At 43.4% G+C, this 16,416-nt stretch carries 16 protein-coding genes; 10 read left to right on the top strand and 6 right to left on the bottom strand.

The annotated features are described in order from the left end of the window. The first annotated feature begins 212 nt into the window (after positions 1 to 212). Positions 213 to 1,394, top strand: coding sequence for a multidrug effflux MFS transporter (locus MHB56_RS13850; protein ID WP_341143675.1), 1,182 nt, complete (start codon positions 213 to 215; stop codon positions 1,392 to 1,394). A 100-nt stretch (positions 1,395 to 1,494) separates the two neighbouring features. On the opposite strand, the gene MHB56_RS13845 is transcribed toward MHB56_RS13850, so the two are convergent. The 3 genes from MHB56_RS13845 to MHB56_RS13835 form a co-directional block, all read right to left on the bottom strand. Continuing rightward, positions 1,495 to 2,385, bottom strand: coding sequence for a diacylglycerol/lipid kinase family protein (locus MHB56_RS13845; RefSeq protein ID WP_340011628.1), 891 nt, complete (start codon positions 2,383 to 2,385; stop codon positions 1,495 to 1,497). A 135-nt stretch (positions 2,386 to 2,520) separates the two neighbouring features. Continuing rightward, entirely contained in the window at positions 2,521 to 3,504 is a 984-nt protein-coding gene (gene guaC / locus MHB56_RS13840; protein ID WP_036682307.1) for a GMP reductase, read from the bottom strand. A 166-nt stretch (positions 3,505 to 3,670) separates the two neighbouring features. Beyond that, entirely contained in the window at positions 3,671 to 4,279 is a 609-nt protein-coding gene (locus MHB56_RS13835) for a LysE/ArgO family amino acid transporter (RefSeq protein WP_076124191.1), read from the bottom strand. Between the two features lie 213 nt (positions 4,280 to 4,492). On the opposite strand from MHB56_RS13835, the gene MHB56_RS13830 reads away from it, so the two are divergent. The 7 genes from MHB56_RS13830 (at position 4,493) to MHB56_RS13800 (ending at position 11,942) form a co-directional block, all read left to right on the top strand. Beyond that, positions 4,493 to 5,665: a hypothetical protein gene (locus MHB56_RS13830; protein ID WP_143763831.1), complete on the top strand. Its 1,173-nt coding sequence runs from the start codon at positions 4,493 to 4,495 to the stop codon at positions 5,663 to 5,665. 215 nt (positions 5,666 to 5,880) lie between these two features. Continuing rightward, the gene (locus MHB56_RS13825; protein WP_248548906.1) at positions 5,881 to 7,671 is read left to right on the top strand and encodes a helix-turn-helix transcriptional regulator; all 1,791 of its coding nucleotides are present in this window, start codon (positions 5,881 to 5,883) and stop codon (positions 7,669 to 7,671) included. 182 nt (positions 7,672 to 7,853) lie between these two features. Further along, positions 7,854 to 8,450 carry a sensor domain-containing protein gene (locus MHB56_RS13820; protein WP_076124185.1) on the top strand — a complete coding sequence of 199 codons (597 nt, stop codon included), beginning with the start codon at positions 7,854 to 7,856 and terminating at the stop codon, positions 8,448 to 8,450. A gap of 22 nt (positions 8,451 to 8,472) precedes the next feature. After that, complete coding sequence (locus tag MHB56_RS13815; RefSeq protein WP_254847726.1) at positions 8,473 to 9,078, top strand: YkoP family protein; 606 nt, start codon at positions 8,473 to 8,475, stop codon at positions 9,076 to 9,078. Then, positions 9,078 to 9,842 (top strand): polysaccharide deacetylase family protein, encoded by a 765-nt coding sequence (locus MHB56_RS13810; protein ID WP_076124183.1) that lies wholly within the window; start codon positions 9,078 to 9,080, stop codon positions 9,840 to 9,842. The genes MHB56_RS13815 and MHB56_RS13810 overlap by 1 nt, the downstream gene beginning before the upstream one ends. 104 nt (positions 9,843 to 9,946) lie before the next feature. Beyond that, entirely contained in the window at positions 9,947 to 11,185 is a 1,239-nt protein-coding gene (locus MHB56_RS13805) for an amidohydrolase (RefSeq protein ID WP_076191571.1), read from the top strand. 10 nt (positions 11,186 to 11,195) lie between these two features. Further along, complete coding sequence (locus MHB56_RS13800) at positions 11,196 to 11,942, top strand: uracil-DNA glycosylase family protein (protein ID WP_341143674.1); 747 nt, start codon at positions 11,196 to 11,198, stop codon at positions 11,940 to 11,942. Between the two features lie 22 nt (positions 11,943 to 11,964). On the opposite strand, the gene MHB56_RS13795 is transcribed toward MHB56_RS13800, so the two are convergent. Then, on the bottom strand, positions 11,965 to 12,879 hold the full coding sequence (locus MHB56_RS13795) for a phosphatidate cytidylyltransferase (RefSeq protein WP_076132799.1): 915 nt from the start codon (positions 12,877 to 12,879) through the stop codon (positions 11,965 to 11,967). Positions 12,880 to 12,974: 95 nt separating this feature from the next. Between MHB56_RS13795 and MHB56_RS13790 the strand changes: the two genes are divergently transcribed. Then, a complete protein-coding gene (locus MHB56_RS13790; protein ID WP_036682293.1) occupies positions 12,975 to 13,535 on the top strand; it encodes a hypothetical protein in 561 nt (186 codons plus the stop codon). Beyond that, a complete protein-coding gene (locus tag MHB56_RS13785; RefSeq protein WP_340397568.1) occupies positions 13,532 to 14,287 on the top strand; it encodes a class I SAM-dependent methyltransferase in 756 nt (251 codons plus the stop codon). The genes MHB56_RS13790 and MHB56_RS13785 overlap by 4 nt, the downstream gene beginning before the upstream one ends. Positions 14,288 to 14,346: 59 nt before the next feature. Here the strand turns inward: MHB56_RS13785 and MHB56_RS13780 are convergent, their stop codons facing one another. After that, the gene (locus MHB56_RS13780; protein WP_076124170.1) at positions 14,347 to 15,621 is read right to left on the bottom strand and encodes a sensor histidine kinase; all 1,275 of its coding nucleotides are present in this window, start codon (positions 15,619 to 15,621) and stop codon (positions 14,347 to 14,349) included. Then, positions 15,621 to 16,298 (bottom strand): response regulator transcription factor, encoded by a 678-nt coding sequence (locus MHB56_RS13775; RefSeq protein ID WP_076099753.1) that lies wholly within the window; start codon positions 16,296 to 16,298, stop codon positions 15,621 to 15,623. Before MHB56_RS13775 ends, MHB56_RS13780 begins: the two co-directional genes overlap by 1 nt. Positions 16,299 to 16,416: the final 118 nt, after the last annotated feature.

Genomic DNA, 16,416 nt, shown 5'->3' with positions numbered 1-16,416 from the left:
GATGTTTTGGTTGAATAATTGAAACTCAAATCTTTGCCCGATATCTTTCGGGTAAGCCCTCCTATATAACAATGAAAGCATAACAATGAAAGGTGATTTTCTAACATGATGATCTATAGTCGTCTTGCTATAATGATGCCCCCATTTCCCTAGCTAGGCTCATATTCTTGTAGTTGTTCGAGGATATAAGCTTGTAGGAGGGCGAAAATAAGATGAAAAAATATGCAGCACCATCGTTACTTTTAATGATTGTTCTTGTGGCTTTTCCGCAAATTAGTGAGACGATTTACACCCCATCGTTACCAGATATCGCAGTAGCACTTGGGGCCACCAATAGTTATGTACAGTTAACGTTAAGTATATATTTTATTGGATTTGCTTTAGGAGTTTTTAGCTGGGGTTGGTTGTCTGACTTCATCGGGCGGAGATCTTCCATGCTGGCTGGACTTCTTGTATACGGTATGGGAAGCTTGATGTGTTTTTACTCAGAATCCATTCATTTGCTGTTAGTCAGCCGGTTTATACAAGCGTTTGGAGCAGCAACAGGTTCGATTATTACCCAAACCATTCTTCGTGAGAGTGTCTCCGGGAATAAACGGCATGTTATGTTTGCCCAAATCTCGGCGGTCATTGCTTTTACTCCCGCAGTAGGTCCGTTAATTGGCGGATGGGTGGATCAAGCTTTTGGTTTTCGAGCGGTTTTCTTTACATTAGTAATGATGAGTGTGTTGTTATTTATGTATGCTTTTTGGAAGCTGCCAGAAACCACTGATGTTTCCATGAGAAAAAAGGTGGCTATTCTGCCTATAGTCAAAAAAATGCTCGCATTGCCACGTGTATTGGTGTTTGGATTACTAATTGGAGGCATTAACGGAATCTTGTTCAGCTATTATGCTGAAGCTCCTTTTATATTTATTGAACACTTTCAGATTTCGCCAGGAGTCTATGGTTTTCTCGGCATTATTGTGGCTTTGGCGTCGATTGTAGGCGCAATGATCTCCAAAAGATTATTAACCCTCTATGCCCCAGAAAAAATAATCCATATCGGCTGCCTTGTAATGGCGAGCGGAGCCTTGCTATTAACAATCGCAAGCAGTCTTGACTCGCTGCCGGATATGATAGTGATCGTATGTATTCTAATAACGCTGTTTGTCCTATTAATGGGTGCAGGGATTGCTTTACCTAATTGTCTAAGTCTTGCTCTTGTTCAATTTCAGGATGTTGTAGGAACAGCAGGTGCGATATTCAGCTTGGGCTATTATTTGCTTGTTAGCTTGGCGACGTGGGGAATGAGCGCTCTCCATAATGGTTCATTACTGACGATGCCTATTTATTTCTTAGGGATTAGCGGCGGAATGTGGTTATTAGGCAAAAAATTTATTGTAGTGGAATAGAAATAACTTCTTAGTCATTTGATTAGTAAGATATGGATCGGGGCGTCCATAAATTAAGGGCAGTCTGGAACTTTTTGAGTTCCGGACTGCTTTTTGTTTGTTAGTCCACTTCTGGCACAATGACTTGGATATGACGAGGGAGAACACTTAGCGTAATAGGCAAAGTTGGACCTTCTTCGCCATCTACATTGGTTCTTACGGTTTCTGGAGAGCTTACACTTACATTGTGGGCTGTGAAATAGACAACGTCTTTATGATCCTTAAGGGTACCCAGCAGTAAAGATATACTGGCTGTAATGGTATTGAATATACTGAGGTCCAAAATAATAAAACAATGAAGCAGACCGTCGTCAACCGCAGCATCCGGTATTAGATTCTCGAACCCGCCGACTGAGTTGGTTAATACGGCGAGAAAGAGTAAGGAGTCTCCTTGCCACATTTGTCCATCATGGTGAATGACAAGGGGGTGGGCTGTAGGGCTTGTAAGTTGTTTAAGACCTTCTTTTAAGTATGCCAATGAGCCGAGTTTGGTTTTATCTTCGGAGGATACAGAGGATAATGCTCCGGCAATTGAACCTACAGCAACCACGTTGCCGAATAGGCGGTCATTTAAGCGACCGATATCTACTGTTTTTAAATTTGAGGAGGCAAGGGTTTGAATGGCTATTTCGGGATTCAGTGGAATTTGTAATGCACGGGCGAAATCATTAGCCGTTCCTAAAGGAACCACACCTAACTTTGGGTGGTGTTCCTGATCGATAAGACCATTAATGGTCTCGTGAAGCGTGCCATCCCCGCCGATGGAGATCACCAGATCATAACCTTCCTCACAAGCAGCGATGGAATAACGAGTGGCGTCTAGTTCTTTTGCCGTCTCCTTGATCGTAACGGAGTAGTCTTTATCACTTAGAACTCTTGTTGCATATCTGACATATTGGCTGGCTTCTTCTTTGCCGGAGGAGGGGTTAATAATAATCATAGCTTGCCGCATAAGGATAATCCTCTCTATTGTGATCTAGTAGGAGTTTATTCTTACCATTACCCCAAAGTAGACCGGCAGAACTCGTTCTCATAAAAAAAGATGAGCAAGAATGACCTAAGTCATCCTGCTCACCTGTTTGTTCAATTAATAGACTTTATCTCCATTAAAAATGGAGTTCTTAACGATAACGTAATCCACATTACGGATAGCCTCTAACTTATTGCCTCCTGCATAAGAGATGGAGGATTGAAGATCCTGCTCCATTTCTCTTAGGGTTTCTGCTAAAGCCCCTTTATGCTCAACCGCAATTTTTTTACCTTCGACGTTCTTCTTTTCACCTTTTTGGTATTCTGAAGCGGAGCCAAAGTATTCTTTATAGAGCTTCCCAGCGATTTCAATGGTTTCACCCGGAGATTCTTCATGACCGGCAAATAGTGAACCAATCATGACCATAGAAGCGCCAAATCGTACGGATTTAGCAATATCACCGTGTGTGCGAATGCCACCATCGGCAATAATTGGCTTGCTTGCAGCCTTGGCACACAAGCGTAGTGCAGCTAACTGCCAGCCGCCTGTACCGAATCCAGTTTTGATCTTAGTGATACATACTTTCCCTGGTCCAATCCCAACTTTAGTAGCATCAGCTCCAGCGTTTTCTAATTCTCTAACGCCTTCAGGTGTTCCTACATTTCCTGCAATAACAAAACTAGCAGGCAGGTATTGTTTAATATGTTTGATCATCCGAATAACTGCTTCGGAATGGCCGTGTGCAATATCAATTGTAATGAATTCCGGAACCAGCTGTTCTTTGGATAATTGTTCGACGAAATCATACTCTTCTTCTTTAACTCCGACGCTGATGGATGCGATTAATTCACGGGAGTGCATGTCTTTGATGAAAGACGTACGTTTCTCCGGTTCAAAACGATGCATAATGTAGAAATAGCCATTTTGCGCCAAGGAGATAGCGATCTTCTCATCAATGATGGTTTGCATGTTGGCAGGTACCACCGGCAATCTAAATTTATGCCCACCGAGGGTGACTGATGTATCACACTCCGAACGGCTGTTTACGATACATTTTGCAGGAATTAATTGAATATCTTCATAATCGAATACTTCTTTCATAATTTACACCTCTAAATGCGAACATTATAGTATTTTGGTTTGTTAATTGTTCGTCCAAATTGTAATGTACCTCATTCTGCGCCGTAAGTCAAAATTCTAGTACATTATGGTGTAAATTGGACATAATTATACGGCAAATTGGTGTACAGCATTCTTTTTCCTCCACTTAAAAAAGCTTGAAGGCAATATAAGCAGCAACGATCCAAATAATGATCGCGGAGATCTTATTAATAATCCGCATGATTTTGCCACTTGAGTCGATTTGTCCTACGGTTTTTCCGGCTACAGCCAGCCCAAAGAACCAAATCCATGACACTAGGATAGTCGCGCCAGCAAATACAACTTTGTCTACGCCTGTGTAACTAAGCGAGCTAGTGCCAATAACGCCGATAGTATCCAAGATCGCATGAGGATTTAATAAAGAAACGGACAGCGCGAACAGGATTTGTTTTTTGGAGGATAGAGGCGTTGCGTCTTGCGCTGACGATGTAGGTGTACTTTTCCAGATAGACCATCCCATATACAAAAGAAATAAAAGTCCTACAGCAAATAAAGCGGTCTGCAGAACGGGGATGGCAAACACAAGGACTGAAACACCTAATACGGCTAATAGAATAAGCAGGGTATCGCATAAAGCGGCTGTAACAATAACGGGAATGGCTTTTTTAAAATGTGGCTGCGAGGCCCCTTGGTTAAATACAAAGACATTTTGTGCGCCAAGTGGAAGAATTAATCCAAAGGCCAGTGCAATGCCATGAAGTAGTGCGGCTAACATAGTTTATTATTCCTCCGATAGTGTTCATACTTTATAGAATTGGCTGTCCTATTGGTTCAATTGGTTTACTACAATTTTATGGACAAATAATATGTACTATCATACAGTCTGTGTTTTGATTTAAAAAGCTGCTTAATATAATCTTGTTGTCCCTTAGAAAAGGTAGTAAAGTAACAGAATGCATACTATATATGGAAAGAAAGGTTGATATTTTTGAAAAAAGGAATATTTACAGGGTTGGTTGCTCTCTTGTTGATGACTACAAGTACGGTGACCTCTGGCACTGTAGAAGCTGCAGCAGCAGTAACCAAATTACCGAATGCCCAATGGAGTCAGCTGAATGTTGTGGGAGAGCTGGAGAGTGTGGAAGGCAATCCTATGGAGGTTACTAAATTAAACACAGTGTATCTACACACCAAAGAAGAGCATGCTACTCAAACTAAGATATGGTTAGTGGATACGCTGAAATCATATGACACACAGACTGGAAAGCTGAAGTGGTCGGTTAATTTTGCAGACCCTGGTACATCGATGTTTCGTGAATCCAAAGAATATTTAGTGTCACCAGATGGAACGGTATACATAACTTTTACAGATAATCTTTCTCCTGACGCAACTCAAATCTACGCGGTGGGAGCTGACGGGAAACGGAAATGGAAGGTGAATTTATCTCAAGCAGAGGGATACTTGTATAGACTTGATAACGGCAATTTAGTCTTTGCATCTCGAGGAGAGTTTGATGGTTCCGGTAATTATTCTGGGTCCCTAACCTTAATTAATAAAAATGGAACTAAAATAAAAAACGTAACTTACAAAGGGACGGTAGCAGGGAAAGGGAATCGTATCCTCATTCAAACAAATTACGGAAGTGGGAAAGGCTCGCGAATCCAGGCTCTTGATTCTTCGCTAAATTCAGTATTTACATACCAGTTGCCTGCGGATTCGTATACAGAAGTCGATTACAACGAGGTGCTCACCGATGGGACCGTACTAATTCGGGCTAATCTTCCCAAAACAGGGAACCGACTATTTGGTTTTGACTCTAAAGGTAAATTGCTGTGGGGTAGAGATGTCGCAGGTAATGCTGTCATATCATCCCTGGGAGAGGTATATGGGATTTATGCCAATGGTAAGCTGTCCTTATATAATGTAAAAGGATTGGTTAAGACAGTAGCCCTACAAGATGAGACGGAATTTTTTGTTTCGTTATATCAATTACAGGATGGTAATATTGAGCTTAGCTTTCCTGGTTCTGCAACATATATTTTAAATCCTAAAACGCTCGCAGTAGATTATACTTTCAGGCTGAAGGATAATTTCAATTATGTGGGGAATAGCGTGGGATATGTAAAGACAGACAAAGGATTTTCAAGAATTAAGTTTTAAGTCTTGGTATTAAAGAATATGATTGATCAAGGATGCCTCCCTAAATGGGTTGGCATCCTTTTTACGTTAATGCTAAGTATACAAGGCTACCTATTCACTAATTACACCATTAGTAAAAATGTCATCTCAACTCATGACTTTTTGTAACTAGTGAGCCCTTAAGGGGTTACACTATAATAAAGATTAAGTCAGCAGAGTATATAGGGGGAAATGCCTTGTTTAATCTGGTCAAACAGTGGTTCTGGTACGATTGGCTCGTCCTCCTGTTTCGGATTTGTTTTTCTACTTCCTTTTTGGTCACCATGTGTTATCTTTCGGAGGATTTTACGATTCCTTTCTGGATCGCGTTTGTTTGGGGCGTGGTCTCTTTTTCTGTGCCTTGGTTTTGTTTGCAGCTGCATTACAAGTATTATCTGATAGCGGAGATCCTTTTTTCGGGTGGGCTTTGTTTATATTTGGCTGCTTTGTTTCCTGAATCGTACGTAACTTTTCTGCCTATCGCTTTTATGATCGCCAGCAATAGTGCACAGAAGTCCTATCGTTGGACAGCTCCGATCACGGTCATTTTGATTCCAATTATGTTATCTAGATTGTCACAACAAATGGATGCTGTATCGATGATTGTTAACATGGGTTTGGTGTATACGCTTGGGTTCGCTTTTCATTTACTGGTGGTGAATCACAAGCAGGGCAGAATTATTAAGGAGCAAAATGCTGTTTTAGAGCAGTACATCTCGCAAGTTGAACGTATGACACTTCTGGAAGAACGAGATCGTTTATCCAAAGATCTGCATGATACGGTGGGGCATTCTTATACTTCAATTATTATGGGGCTAGAGACTTTACGTTCGGAGGTGAATACTTCTGAAGGGGAGCACAAAATAGATGCCTTGTTAAAGTTAACCCGCAATGGCTTGGATGATGTTCGGCGATATTTGCACCATGTGGGCGCTTCGGAGGATTCATTGACGCTAATGCAGTCCCTGCAGAAATTAGTGGATGATTTCCAGACCTTCTCCAAGGTTAAGATTCGCTTAAGAACATTCGGAGAGCCGTATACAGTATCTAAGCAGGCCCAAATGACATTATACAGATGTTTGCAGGAGTCGATAACCAACGCTGTACGTCATGGTCAGGCCAGTGAAATTGTCATCAGCTTACATTATGAAGAGAAGCTGATTCGGCTGGATGTGCAGGATAATGGATTAGGCACTGAAGATTTAAAAGCAGGATTTGGTGTGAATGCGATGAAGGAGCGTGCCTCCAACTTGCAAGGACAAGTGTATTTCTACTCTAAGCCAGGGGAAGGGACCTTAGTGACCTGCAGTTTACCAAGGCTTGAAGAGATACAGGAGGAAACGATTCGTTTATTGCTGGTAGATGACCAACCCTATATCCGGGATAGTCTGCGAATTATTCTAGAGCAGGAGCCGGATTTTGTGATCAATGGGTTAGCTGAGAATGGTGAACAAGCGATAAGCTTCTGCGAGCAGGAACAACCTCACGTGGTGCTGATGGACTTAAATATGCCGGGCATGGACGGTGCGGAAGCGACCAAGCTTATTAAGCAAAAGTGGCCAGGGGTACGAGTGTTGATCCTGACTACTTTTCAAGAAGCAGATATGGCAGTCGAAGCACTGCAAAACGGGGCAGATGGCTACTTGTTAAAGTCTACCGAGCCGCAGGAGCTGTTCGAAGGAATACGTCTCGTACATCGGGGCGTAAAGATGATTACACCCGATATTACGAATGTATTAATTGATCACTATGAGATGCATCCAGCTTCAGAGGCGCCACCGACAGAGAAGAGTAATGAATATGGACTGACTCCGCGTGAGCTGGAGATTCTAGAATGCCTCTCGAAGGGAATGCGTTATAAATCTATTGCCGCTAAACTATATCTGTCCGATGGAACGGTGAGGAATTACGCGTCCACCATCTATGCCAAGCTCGGGGTACGAAACCGTGAGGAGGCAGTCGAGAAGGCTTTTGGCATTTCGGATTAATCCTGACCGAAGTATTTGAAGTTGATGAGCACCTTATTGTTTGCTTTCCCTTGTGGGAGTAGGCAGTAGGGTGTTTTTTTTGTCATATGACATTATGGCACTGGTCGATTTTACACCAAAAGCACTAGCATAGGAGTTACTTAGAAATGAACAATTTTTATTGCAGAGAGGGAGAGAAAAACATGAATCAAATAATCCGGAAACATGTGAGAAATTTTTGTTTCTTATTAATTACTTTTGCCACAGGGCTATTTTACTTTTGTTTTTATTTGGTGGGCATTACCTTTGGAGTTTCGATGTCCTTCACCTTAGTGGGGATCCCGATCCTTTATTATGTTTTGCGTTCTACCGAGACTTTTTTACAGCATGAGCGAATTCGAACTAAAGTCTATACGGATATCTCGGTTCGCACGCTCCCAACCCGATCTCAAGAAGAAGGCAGCTTGTGGGAAAGGGTTAAGGCAGAGTTTCTGGATGAACATAACTGGAGAGCGATTTTAGGGTTGATGTTGCAGTTTGGAATCGGCATGGTCAGTCTCATTTGTGCCACTCTTTTTTACTTGACCCCTATTATTCTCTTGTTGTCACCTGTCCTGTATTTATTAGATGTGTCCTCTATATCGCTATTTGGGATTGAAAATAAAACATTCAACATCTCACTTTTCTTCATGTTGTTAGGTGCAGTGTCTCTATGGATAGGTGCTTATCTCGGAAACAGTCTGGTAAAGATGATCGGCAGGTATACGCGGCGTTTAGTGAAGGATTTTGCTAGAAGATAAACTTAAACAGGAAGAAGGAAAAATGATGGTAACCTCAGTTCCATTTATAAAATTATTCTCACAATCCCTTTGGATGATGTGGGAGAACATATTTGCTGTCATCACCAAATTTCGTAGTCAGTCCGTGCGTAGATATGGGATATGTAAGTTGGTAGTGTTGAAATATCACGGAGAAAGTTTGGTCTGCCAAGATGGGCAACGGATACTTCCGGGAGATTGGGTGGGTGAGCTTCATTTGGACAATCGCCAGATTGTGCAGCTGACACGTACGCTTGGCGCAGATCGGGCCGGAATTCGTACGGCACGCATGCTTCGCGAGGCTATGAAGGAGATCAGTCGTGATCTAGACAGCAATCCGGAACTAAGCAAAGTAAACGCGCTAACCGGGATTACACTGCTTCACCGGGGGATTATTCATGGAATAGGTTTTGAGCAGCGCCCCATCAAGTCCAAATGGCAGCGGCACTGGTTCGGGATATACCTTCGTTTTTTACTTCGCATGCTACATCCGGAAGGGAAACATCGTGTAGAGGACAGCACAGAGAAGTTATCTCCCATGATGCTTGTGCTTAGCAAGCAGTCCTTGAAAGCGCGGTTTGCCCCGCGTAAGACAGAGGCGGCTTCCTAATGTGGGCCTTCATAATTTTAGCAGTGGATGTGATTGTTCTTTATATGATCGTTCCTTTTGCGCTTACCCGAATATTGGGATGGGGGGTTCACTCGGAGGTAGGTGCAGAGAAAGAAATTGCGTTTACGTTCGATGACGGTCCGGATCCTTGTTATACACCTGAACTTCTAGATCTATTAAAAGAGCATGGCATAAAAGCGACCTTCTTCGTATTGGGCAAAAAGGCGCAGCAATATCCGGAACTGATCGAGCGTATGCACAGAGAAGGGCACCAAATCGGCATTCATAATTATACTCATACACCCAACTGGATCCAGTTCCCCTGGACCAATAGACGGAAGCAAGTAGATCGCACCGCAGACATTGTTGAGCGAATTACAGGAGAGCGGCCTATCTTTTACCGCCCACCTTGGGGGCTTCTTAATCTAGGGGATTTCTTTTTGCTGAGAGAATCTTATCGAATCGTATTGTGGTCTGTTATGGTCGGAGATTGGAAAGCGTCACTGAGTGCAGAGCAATTAAAGGATGCCTTAATAAAAAAAATAAAACCAGGCTCAATCATTGTTCTACACGACAGCGGAGATACACCGTGGGCAGATGAAGAAGCGCCCTTGAATATGATCACTGGATTAGAAGAAGTCTTAAAAGAAATGGATAAAAAGGGTCTGAAGTGTCTGCGGATAGATGAACTGCTGAACAAGGAAGTTAGTTATAGTAGAGAAGCTAGATCCAGAGTCAAACATCGGGGTCAGATTGATCTGTAGCTATTGAAATTTCTCAATCATTTTTTATATGGCAAGGGCTATGGTAACATTTAGAGTAAAGCGGTCCGTACCTATATAAATTGTTGAGAAAAGGATGGGGTAGCATGTTGAATGCTTCTTACTGGTTAACCAATATAAGATTAGAACAAGGTTATGTTATTGAGGATGGGCAAGTAGCGGGTACGAATACGAAGGTTTGTCATCTCCGCATTGACGGGGATAAGATTTCAGAAGTTGTTGGAGCAGACATCGAGCTTCAGAGCCAGCTCCCGAAATATGACTGTAAAGAGTTGTTGATGCTGCCTTCTTTCGAAGAAGCACATATCCATTTAGATAAAACATATTTCGATGGACCTTGGAGAGCGGTAAAGCCTGCGTCCAGTGTTTTCGAACGGATTGAGGAAGAGAAGGTATTATTGCCTAAGCTGCTGCCCATGGCGAGACAACAAGCAGAGAGCATCCTGACGCTTATTCAGGGGTTTGGTGCCACACATGTGCGCAGCCATTGCAATATTGAGCCTGTCAGCGGCTTGCAACGATTAGAAGCGACTGTACAAGCATTAAATGCATTCGCGGGTAAAATTTCATCTGAAATTGTGGCGTTTCCGCAACATGGCCTGCTGCGCTCGGATTCTGTACAGCTGGTAAAACAATCTCTGGCAGAGGGAGCAACCTTTGTAGGCGGAGTAGATCCTTATACGGTGGATGGAGATATCGAGAAGTCACTTCAGACGATGGTGGAATTAGCAGTGATGAGTAATGCCGGCATTGATATTCATTTACATGATGGAAAAGAAGCGGGAAAGAAAACACTGACGCGGTTAGCTGATCTGACGGAAGAAGCTGGCTTGCAAGGAAAGGTCACGGTCAGTCATGCGTTCTGGTTCGCAGGAGCTCAGCAGCAAGAGGCAGAAGAGGTAGCTAAACGGATGGCATCACTGGGTATGACTATTGCATCCACAGTGCCTATTGGAAGAATGATGATGCCACTTCCGATGCTGCACAGCCAAGGGGTAAAAGTGAAGCTGGCAACAGATAGCCTTACCGATCACTGGTCCCCTTTTGGAAATGGAGATCAACTGGAGAAGGCAGGGCGTTACGCGGAGTTGTACGGCTGCAATGATGAATTGGCATTATCTCAATCTCTCAGATTTATAACAGGAGGATTAACACCCCTTGATCCAAAAGGCGAGCAGGTATGGCCAAAGGTTGGCGACACTGCTAGCTTTGTGCTGCTGCATGCCAGCTGTTCGGCTGAAGCAGTAGCCCGAAGAGCGCAGCGCCAAGCCGTCTGGTACGAAGGCCGACTGGTGAGTGGTTCGATAACAAATAGAGACCTGTGAGGCAGATGATATGCTCCTCTCTACCTATCTGCAACAGTATAAATCGGCGATCCTCTCACTCCCGAAGGGTACAGTGCTAACTAAACAGGATCTGCAGGTGGATAAGCTTCTAATGGAGCGTAATGGCAAGGTGGAAATGTATTATGCCCCCCATAATGAGTACATTAATCCTTCTGCTAAGGTGATCATTATAGGGTTAACGCCCGGGTTCACACAAATGGGCATAGCGATACAAGAAGCGATCATAGGTCTGGAGGCTGGTTTGTCAGATGAAGAGGTATGTAGGACAGCGAAGGAAGCGGCGAGATTCGCAGGCTCCATGCGGAACACGTTAATTCATATGTTAGATACACTTAAACTGCATCAACACTTGAACCTAACCTCTTGTGAAGAACTATTTCAGCAGCAGCAGACGATCCTGCACACCAGCTCTTTATTACATTTTCCCGTGTTCGTGGATAAGAAAAATTATAGTGGGGCCCAGCCCAAGCTACTTTCAAATTCATTCCTCAGGGCGCAGGCATTATCTTCCTTGCGTGAGGAGCTGAACATACTGAGCCGGGCCTTAATTATTCCCTTAGGAAAAACAGTGGAAAGTATACTTCAACTCCTTGTGTCCGCAGGTGAGCTTGATAAACAACGCTGCTTATGGGGATTTCCCCACCCCTCGGGCGCCAACGGACATCGATATAAGCAGTTCGCCAGCCAGCAAGAACAAATGGTGAAGATACTGCATAATCATTCATGGAGGGGCTGATTCAAGCTTCCCATCAGATGATCTACATGAAGTCGAAAAAATAACGAATGACATGAAAAAAGACCGGTGAAGTGTAGGTTAAGCTATCGATCCGGCTTAAATGGCTTTGCTTCAATGCCACGAATTTATCGCCATCGCCGATTAGCAGATCCCGCTTTAACACGGAAACCGTTAAACTGCCAAAGAAGCCGCTCAAGCTGATCAACATGCCTGACAATAACCCGAAGATTGGGTTGAGCGGCGTCAGGTAGGGATAGATTAGATAGGAAACTCCTGTCGTGATGACAAATGCAAAAGCGAAACCCTCCCAAGTCAAATACGGATTGGCGGTGGGAACTATTTTCCGCTTTCCTACATAGAGTGATGCCAGATAGTGGACCACATCATTGAGCTGCGTTAGCACTACTAGAAAAAGCACAAGCCCCGCTCCATACTCCGGTGTAGCAAATTGAAAGTAGGCCAAGTGACTAAGTCCGAATACCATCAGCATAAGCCCCCATTGGGTGGAGCTGACACTACGCATAAAACCAACCGTGCCTTTATTAATCATTCTGGGCAGCGGTAGGAGCAAGAATACATATACCGGGATGAAGACAATAAACATTCCGTACCACTCGATATAAATCCAGTAGAACTGCAACGGAATGGATAAGTACGCCCACAGAAATAGCCTGCGGTCGGATTTTCGTGATTTCATCATAGAGAAATACTCTTTCAGTGCAAAGAAGCAGAGCACCATGAGAGACAGCAGAGAGACGACGGGATTAAATAGGGTAGCTAGGCAAAAGATAAAAAGCATTCCCCACCACGTCTTGATACGAAAGCCAATGCCCGTATAATCCTTATTTGGCTGTAGCTTCCCTATAACTACATACATCAAGTGAATGGCCGATAAGGCCGCAAAGATAAGAATTATAGTTAATAAAGAGCGGTCGATAATTGATCACCAACTTGTCCTAGAGTAGATTCCATTAATGGGTTCATATGTTATTATGAAGGAAACGCTCAAACTTGATAAGGGGAAAATTGTAAATGGCAGCAGATCCATCGGTCTTTATATTACTGACGAATACCGGGACGCTTTTTACGAAGCTCATTCAAGGCTATACAAAAGCACCCTATAATCATGCTTCGATCTCCTTTAATCGGGAGCTTTCCGAGCTGTATAGCTTTGGCAGAAAGCATCCGAGCAACCCCCTGAATGGAGGGTTTGTGAAGGAGGATATTAAGACAGGTACGTTCAGCAAATACCCTAATACAACATGTGTCCTATATGAACTTCAAGTTACAGCCCGCGAAGTGGAGAAAATGGAGCGGGTCTTGCAAGTCTTTATCCGAAGCCGTCAAAAGTATCTCTATAATATTCTCGGCGTAATTGGCATTGCCCTGAAGGAGCCTGTCGAATTCAGCAACTCTTATTTTTGTTCGCAATTTGTAGCGGAAATTCTAGAGCGGTCGGGCATTAAGTTATGGAATAAGCTGCCCGCACTCGTTACTCCGGATGATTTTCGCCAAAGTGATCGGCTGCGTTTGGTTTACCAAGGTAAATTAAGTGAATATGAACCTGAGCGCCTAGGAGGAGACGAAGGATGAATAGCAAAGAAATATTTTCTAATCGGGTGGATTCGTATGTAAAATATCGGCCGAGCTATCCTGGAGAAGCCATTGATTATTTGTACAATACTATTGGGCTCCAACCCAATTGTGATATTGCTGATATTGGTGCAGGAACAGGAATCTTCTCAGCATTACTTCTGGAGCGCGGGAGTCGTGTGACTGCCGTTGAACCCAATCCGGAAATGCGTGGAGCTGCGGAAGAGAATTTCGCAAAGGATAACCATTTCTCTGTATCGCCGGGGTCTGCTGAACATACACAATTATCCGACCAGTCCATGGACTTTATCGTATGCGCCCAAGCGTTTCACTGGTTTGATAGGGACGCAACGCAATTGGAATTCAAGCGGATTCTAAAACCGGGTGGAAAAGTTATTCTGATATGGAATTCCCGGCTTACTTACGGTACCCCATTTCTGGAGGAATATGAGCAGCTGCTGCAGACCTTCGGGACGAACTACACTCAAGTTAATCATAAGAACATTACCCCTGAGATTCTTAGTTCCTTTTTCAAGAAAGGACAGATGCAAGTAGCGCATTTTAGCAATCAGCAGGTATTTGATTTGGAGGGCTTAAGCGGTCGGCTTCGATCGTCTTCCTACACTCCGGTCCCCGGAGATCCAAGCTATGAGAATATGATGGCCGAGCTGCGGAATATTTTTGAACGAAATAACCAGGGTGGGCAAGTGTTTTTTGATTATAAGACCGAAATTTATTGGGGCGAAGTGTAAAGTAAATAAAAAGACTCAAACCTTAGAGATAACAGGGTTTGAGTCTTTTTTACTTGTAGTTATGAAAGATGTACGTAAAACGTGGTGGACTCGCCGACAAAACTTTTGGCATAAATTTTTCCCTTATGCTGTTCAATAATCGATTTGGCAATCGCCAGCCCTAGGCCATATCCCCCTTGTTTACGCGCCCGGGAAGCATTTGTACGGTAGAATCGGTCAAAGATGCTCGCTAAGTGCTCCGGCGCAATGCCCTCCCCCGTATTGGTGACCGCTAACACCATGTCATTATGTTGTTTTTTAAGGGATAAGGTGACTGAACCTTTAGGGTTCGAATATTTTACAGCATTGTCCAAGAGGATCATAATCACTTGTTTGATCTGTTCACTATTGCCTAGCACTGTCAGATCAGGCTCGATGTCATATTCAAGGGAGATATGCTTCTCAAAGATTACAGCTTCCATCGTTAAAATGATATTTTCAACCACGTCGCTCAGATTGAATTTCGAATAAATCATTCTCGATCTGGAATCGTCCATCTCGGTCAGGTACAGCAGATCATTGGTCAGGCTGGTCATTCTTTCTGTTTCCGACTTGATATAGTGCAGCCACTTGGACTGATTGTGAATGGTGTCATCACTGTTGGACAGGAGAACATCCGCATTGGTGTTAATAATAGTCAACGGCGTCTTTAACTCATGGGAAGCATCCGCAATAAATTGTTTCTGTTTCTCAAAAGCCTCCTTTACCGGCGCAATTGAACGATTAGCAAAAAAGCGGCTAGCGAAGTACAAGATAATCAGCATCACTGAGCCAACTACAGAGAAGGTATAGATTAGATTGGTGAGGATTTTTTGCTCTGCAGTGATGTCCAGAAATACAAGCATCGCCCCATCATTCGTATGCTGGATGTTGAAGATCCATTTGCTGCTATCCAAGGTGAACCTTCCGGTATCTTTACCGGCGCTTAGTGCTTCTTGCAGAGCCGTATTATAAAATTCATCGTCCATAGTAAATTTGGAATCTTTCCCCGTAAGGTTGGACGCTGTATCTATTTTCAGCATAAATGAGATTGAGCGTTCTGGAGGAGGTGTTCCGTTATCCGTACGTTTATTATCCACACGTGGTAACGTGGCTCCCCCTTTGGTATTGCCTAATCGTCCTGTGTCACCACCGGGAGACTTGTAGTTTTCCATGATTCTGTGAAGATCCATCTGAATATCGTTTTGGACATCCCGGTACGTAATTACATATATGGAGATGAAGGCCACAAGCATGATCACCGAGATGGTGACTAAGTTAACAATAAGAAACCGATTTCTGAGCTTTGTGAACATTAGGTCGTCACCTCTAATACATACCCTACGTTTCTGATCGTACTAATGCGTACGGTCGAATTTAAGAAGGTCAGTTTTTTTCTCAAAAAAGAAATATACACCTCTACATTATTGTGCTCAGCATCTGAATCAAAGCCCCACAGCTTCTCAATAATTTGTTCTTTGGAGGTTACAGCTTGTTTCCTCAAGATCAGAAGCTCCAATAGCTCGCATTCCTTTAGATTGAGCTTGATCTCTTTGCCACCCACGGTAAGTTTCAGATTGGATGTATTCAGTTCAATATCCCCGAACTTTAAAGCATCATCTGGTATCACCTCGCCTTTACGTCTTAGTACAGCCCTTATTCTTGCCAATAAGATCTCCGAGGAAAAAGGTTTGGCGATATAATCGTCAGCCCCATAGTCCAGCCCAGTGACCATATCTGTAATTTCACCCTTTGCGGTAAGCAGGATAACGGGAGTGGGTATCCCCTTTTTCCGCAGCGTCTTGAGGACGCTGACCCCATCCATCTCAGGCAGCATGATGTCGAGCAGCAGCAAATCATAGATTCCACTCAGTGCGTAATCCAGACCCGACCTGCCGTCATGGACTGCATCCACCGAATAATTATGTTTTTTTAATATTTGAGTTAAGGCTTCAGCGAGATGAAGCTCGTCTTCTACTATTAATATTCTCATGGTTTTGCCATCCCCTACATAGAACCAGTATTTGTTATTGAGGTCATTATATCAGGATTACCTTTATTGAACCTTAATGAAGGTTGAGATAGAAGTGACTGCGAACAGCAGTTTGAAA

The organism is Paenibacillus sp. FSL H8-0315 (assembly GCF_038005365.1).
Classification (GTDB): Bacteria; Bacillota; Bacilli; order Paenibacillales; family Paenibacillaceae; genus Paenibacillus_AQ; species Paenibacillus_AQ odorifer.
Note: the sequence above shows the minus strand (reverse complement) of the source record. Positions and strands in the feature narration are given on the sequence as shown.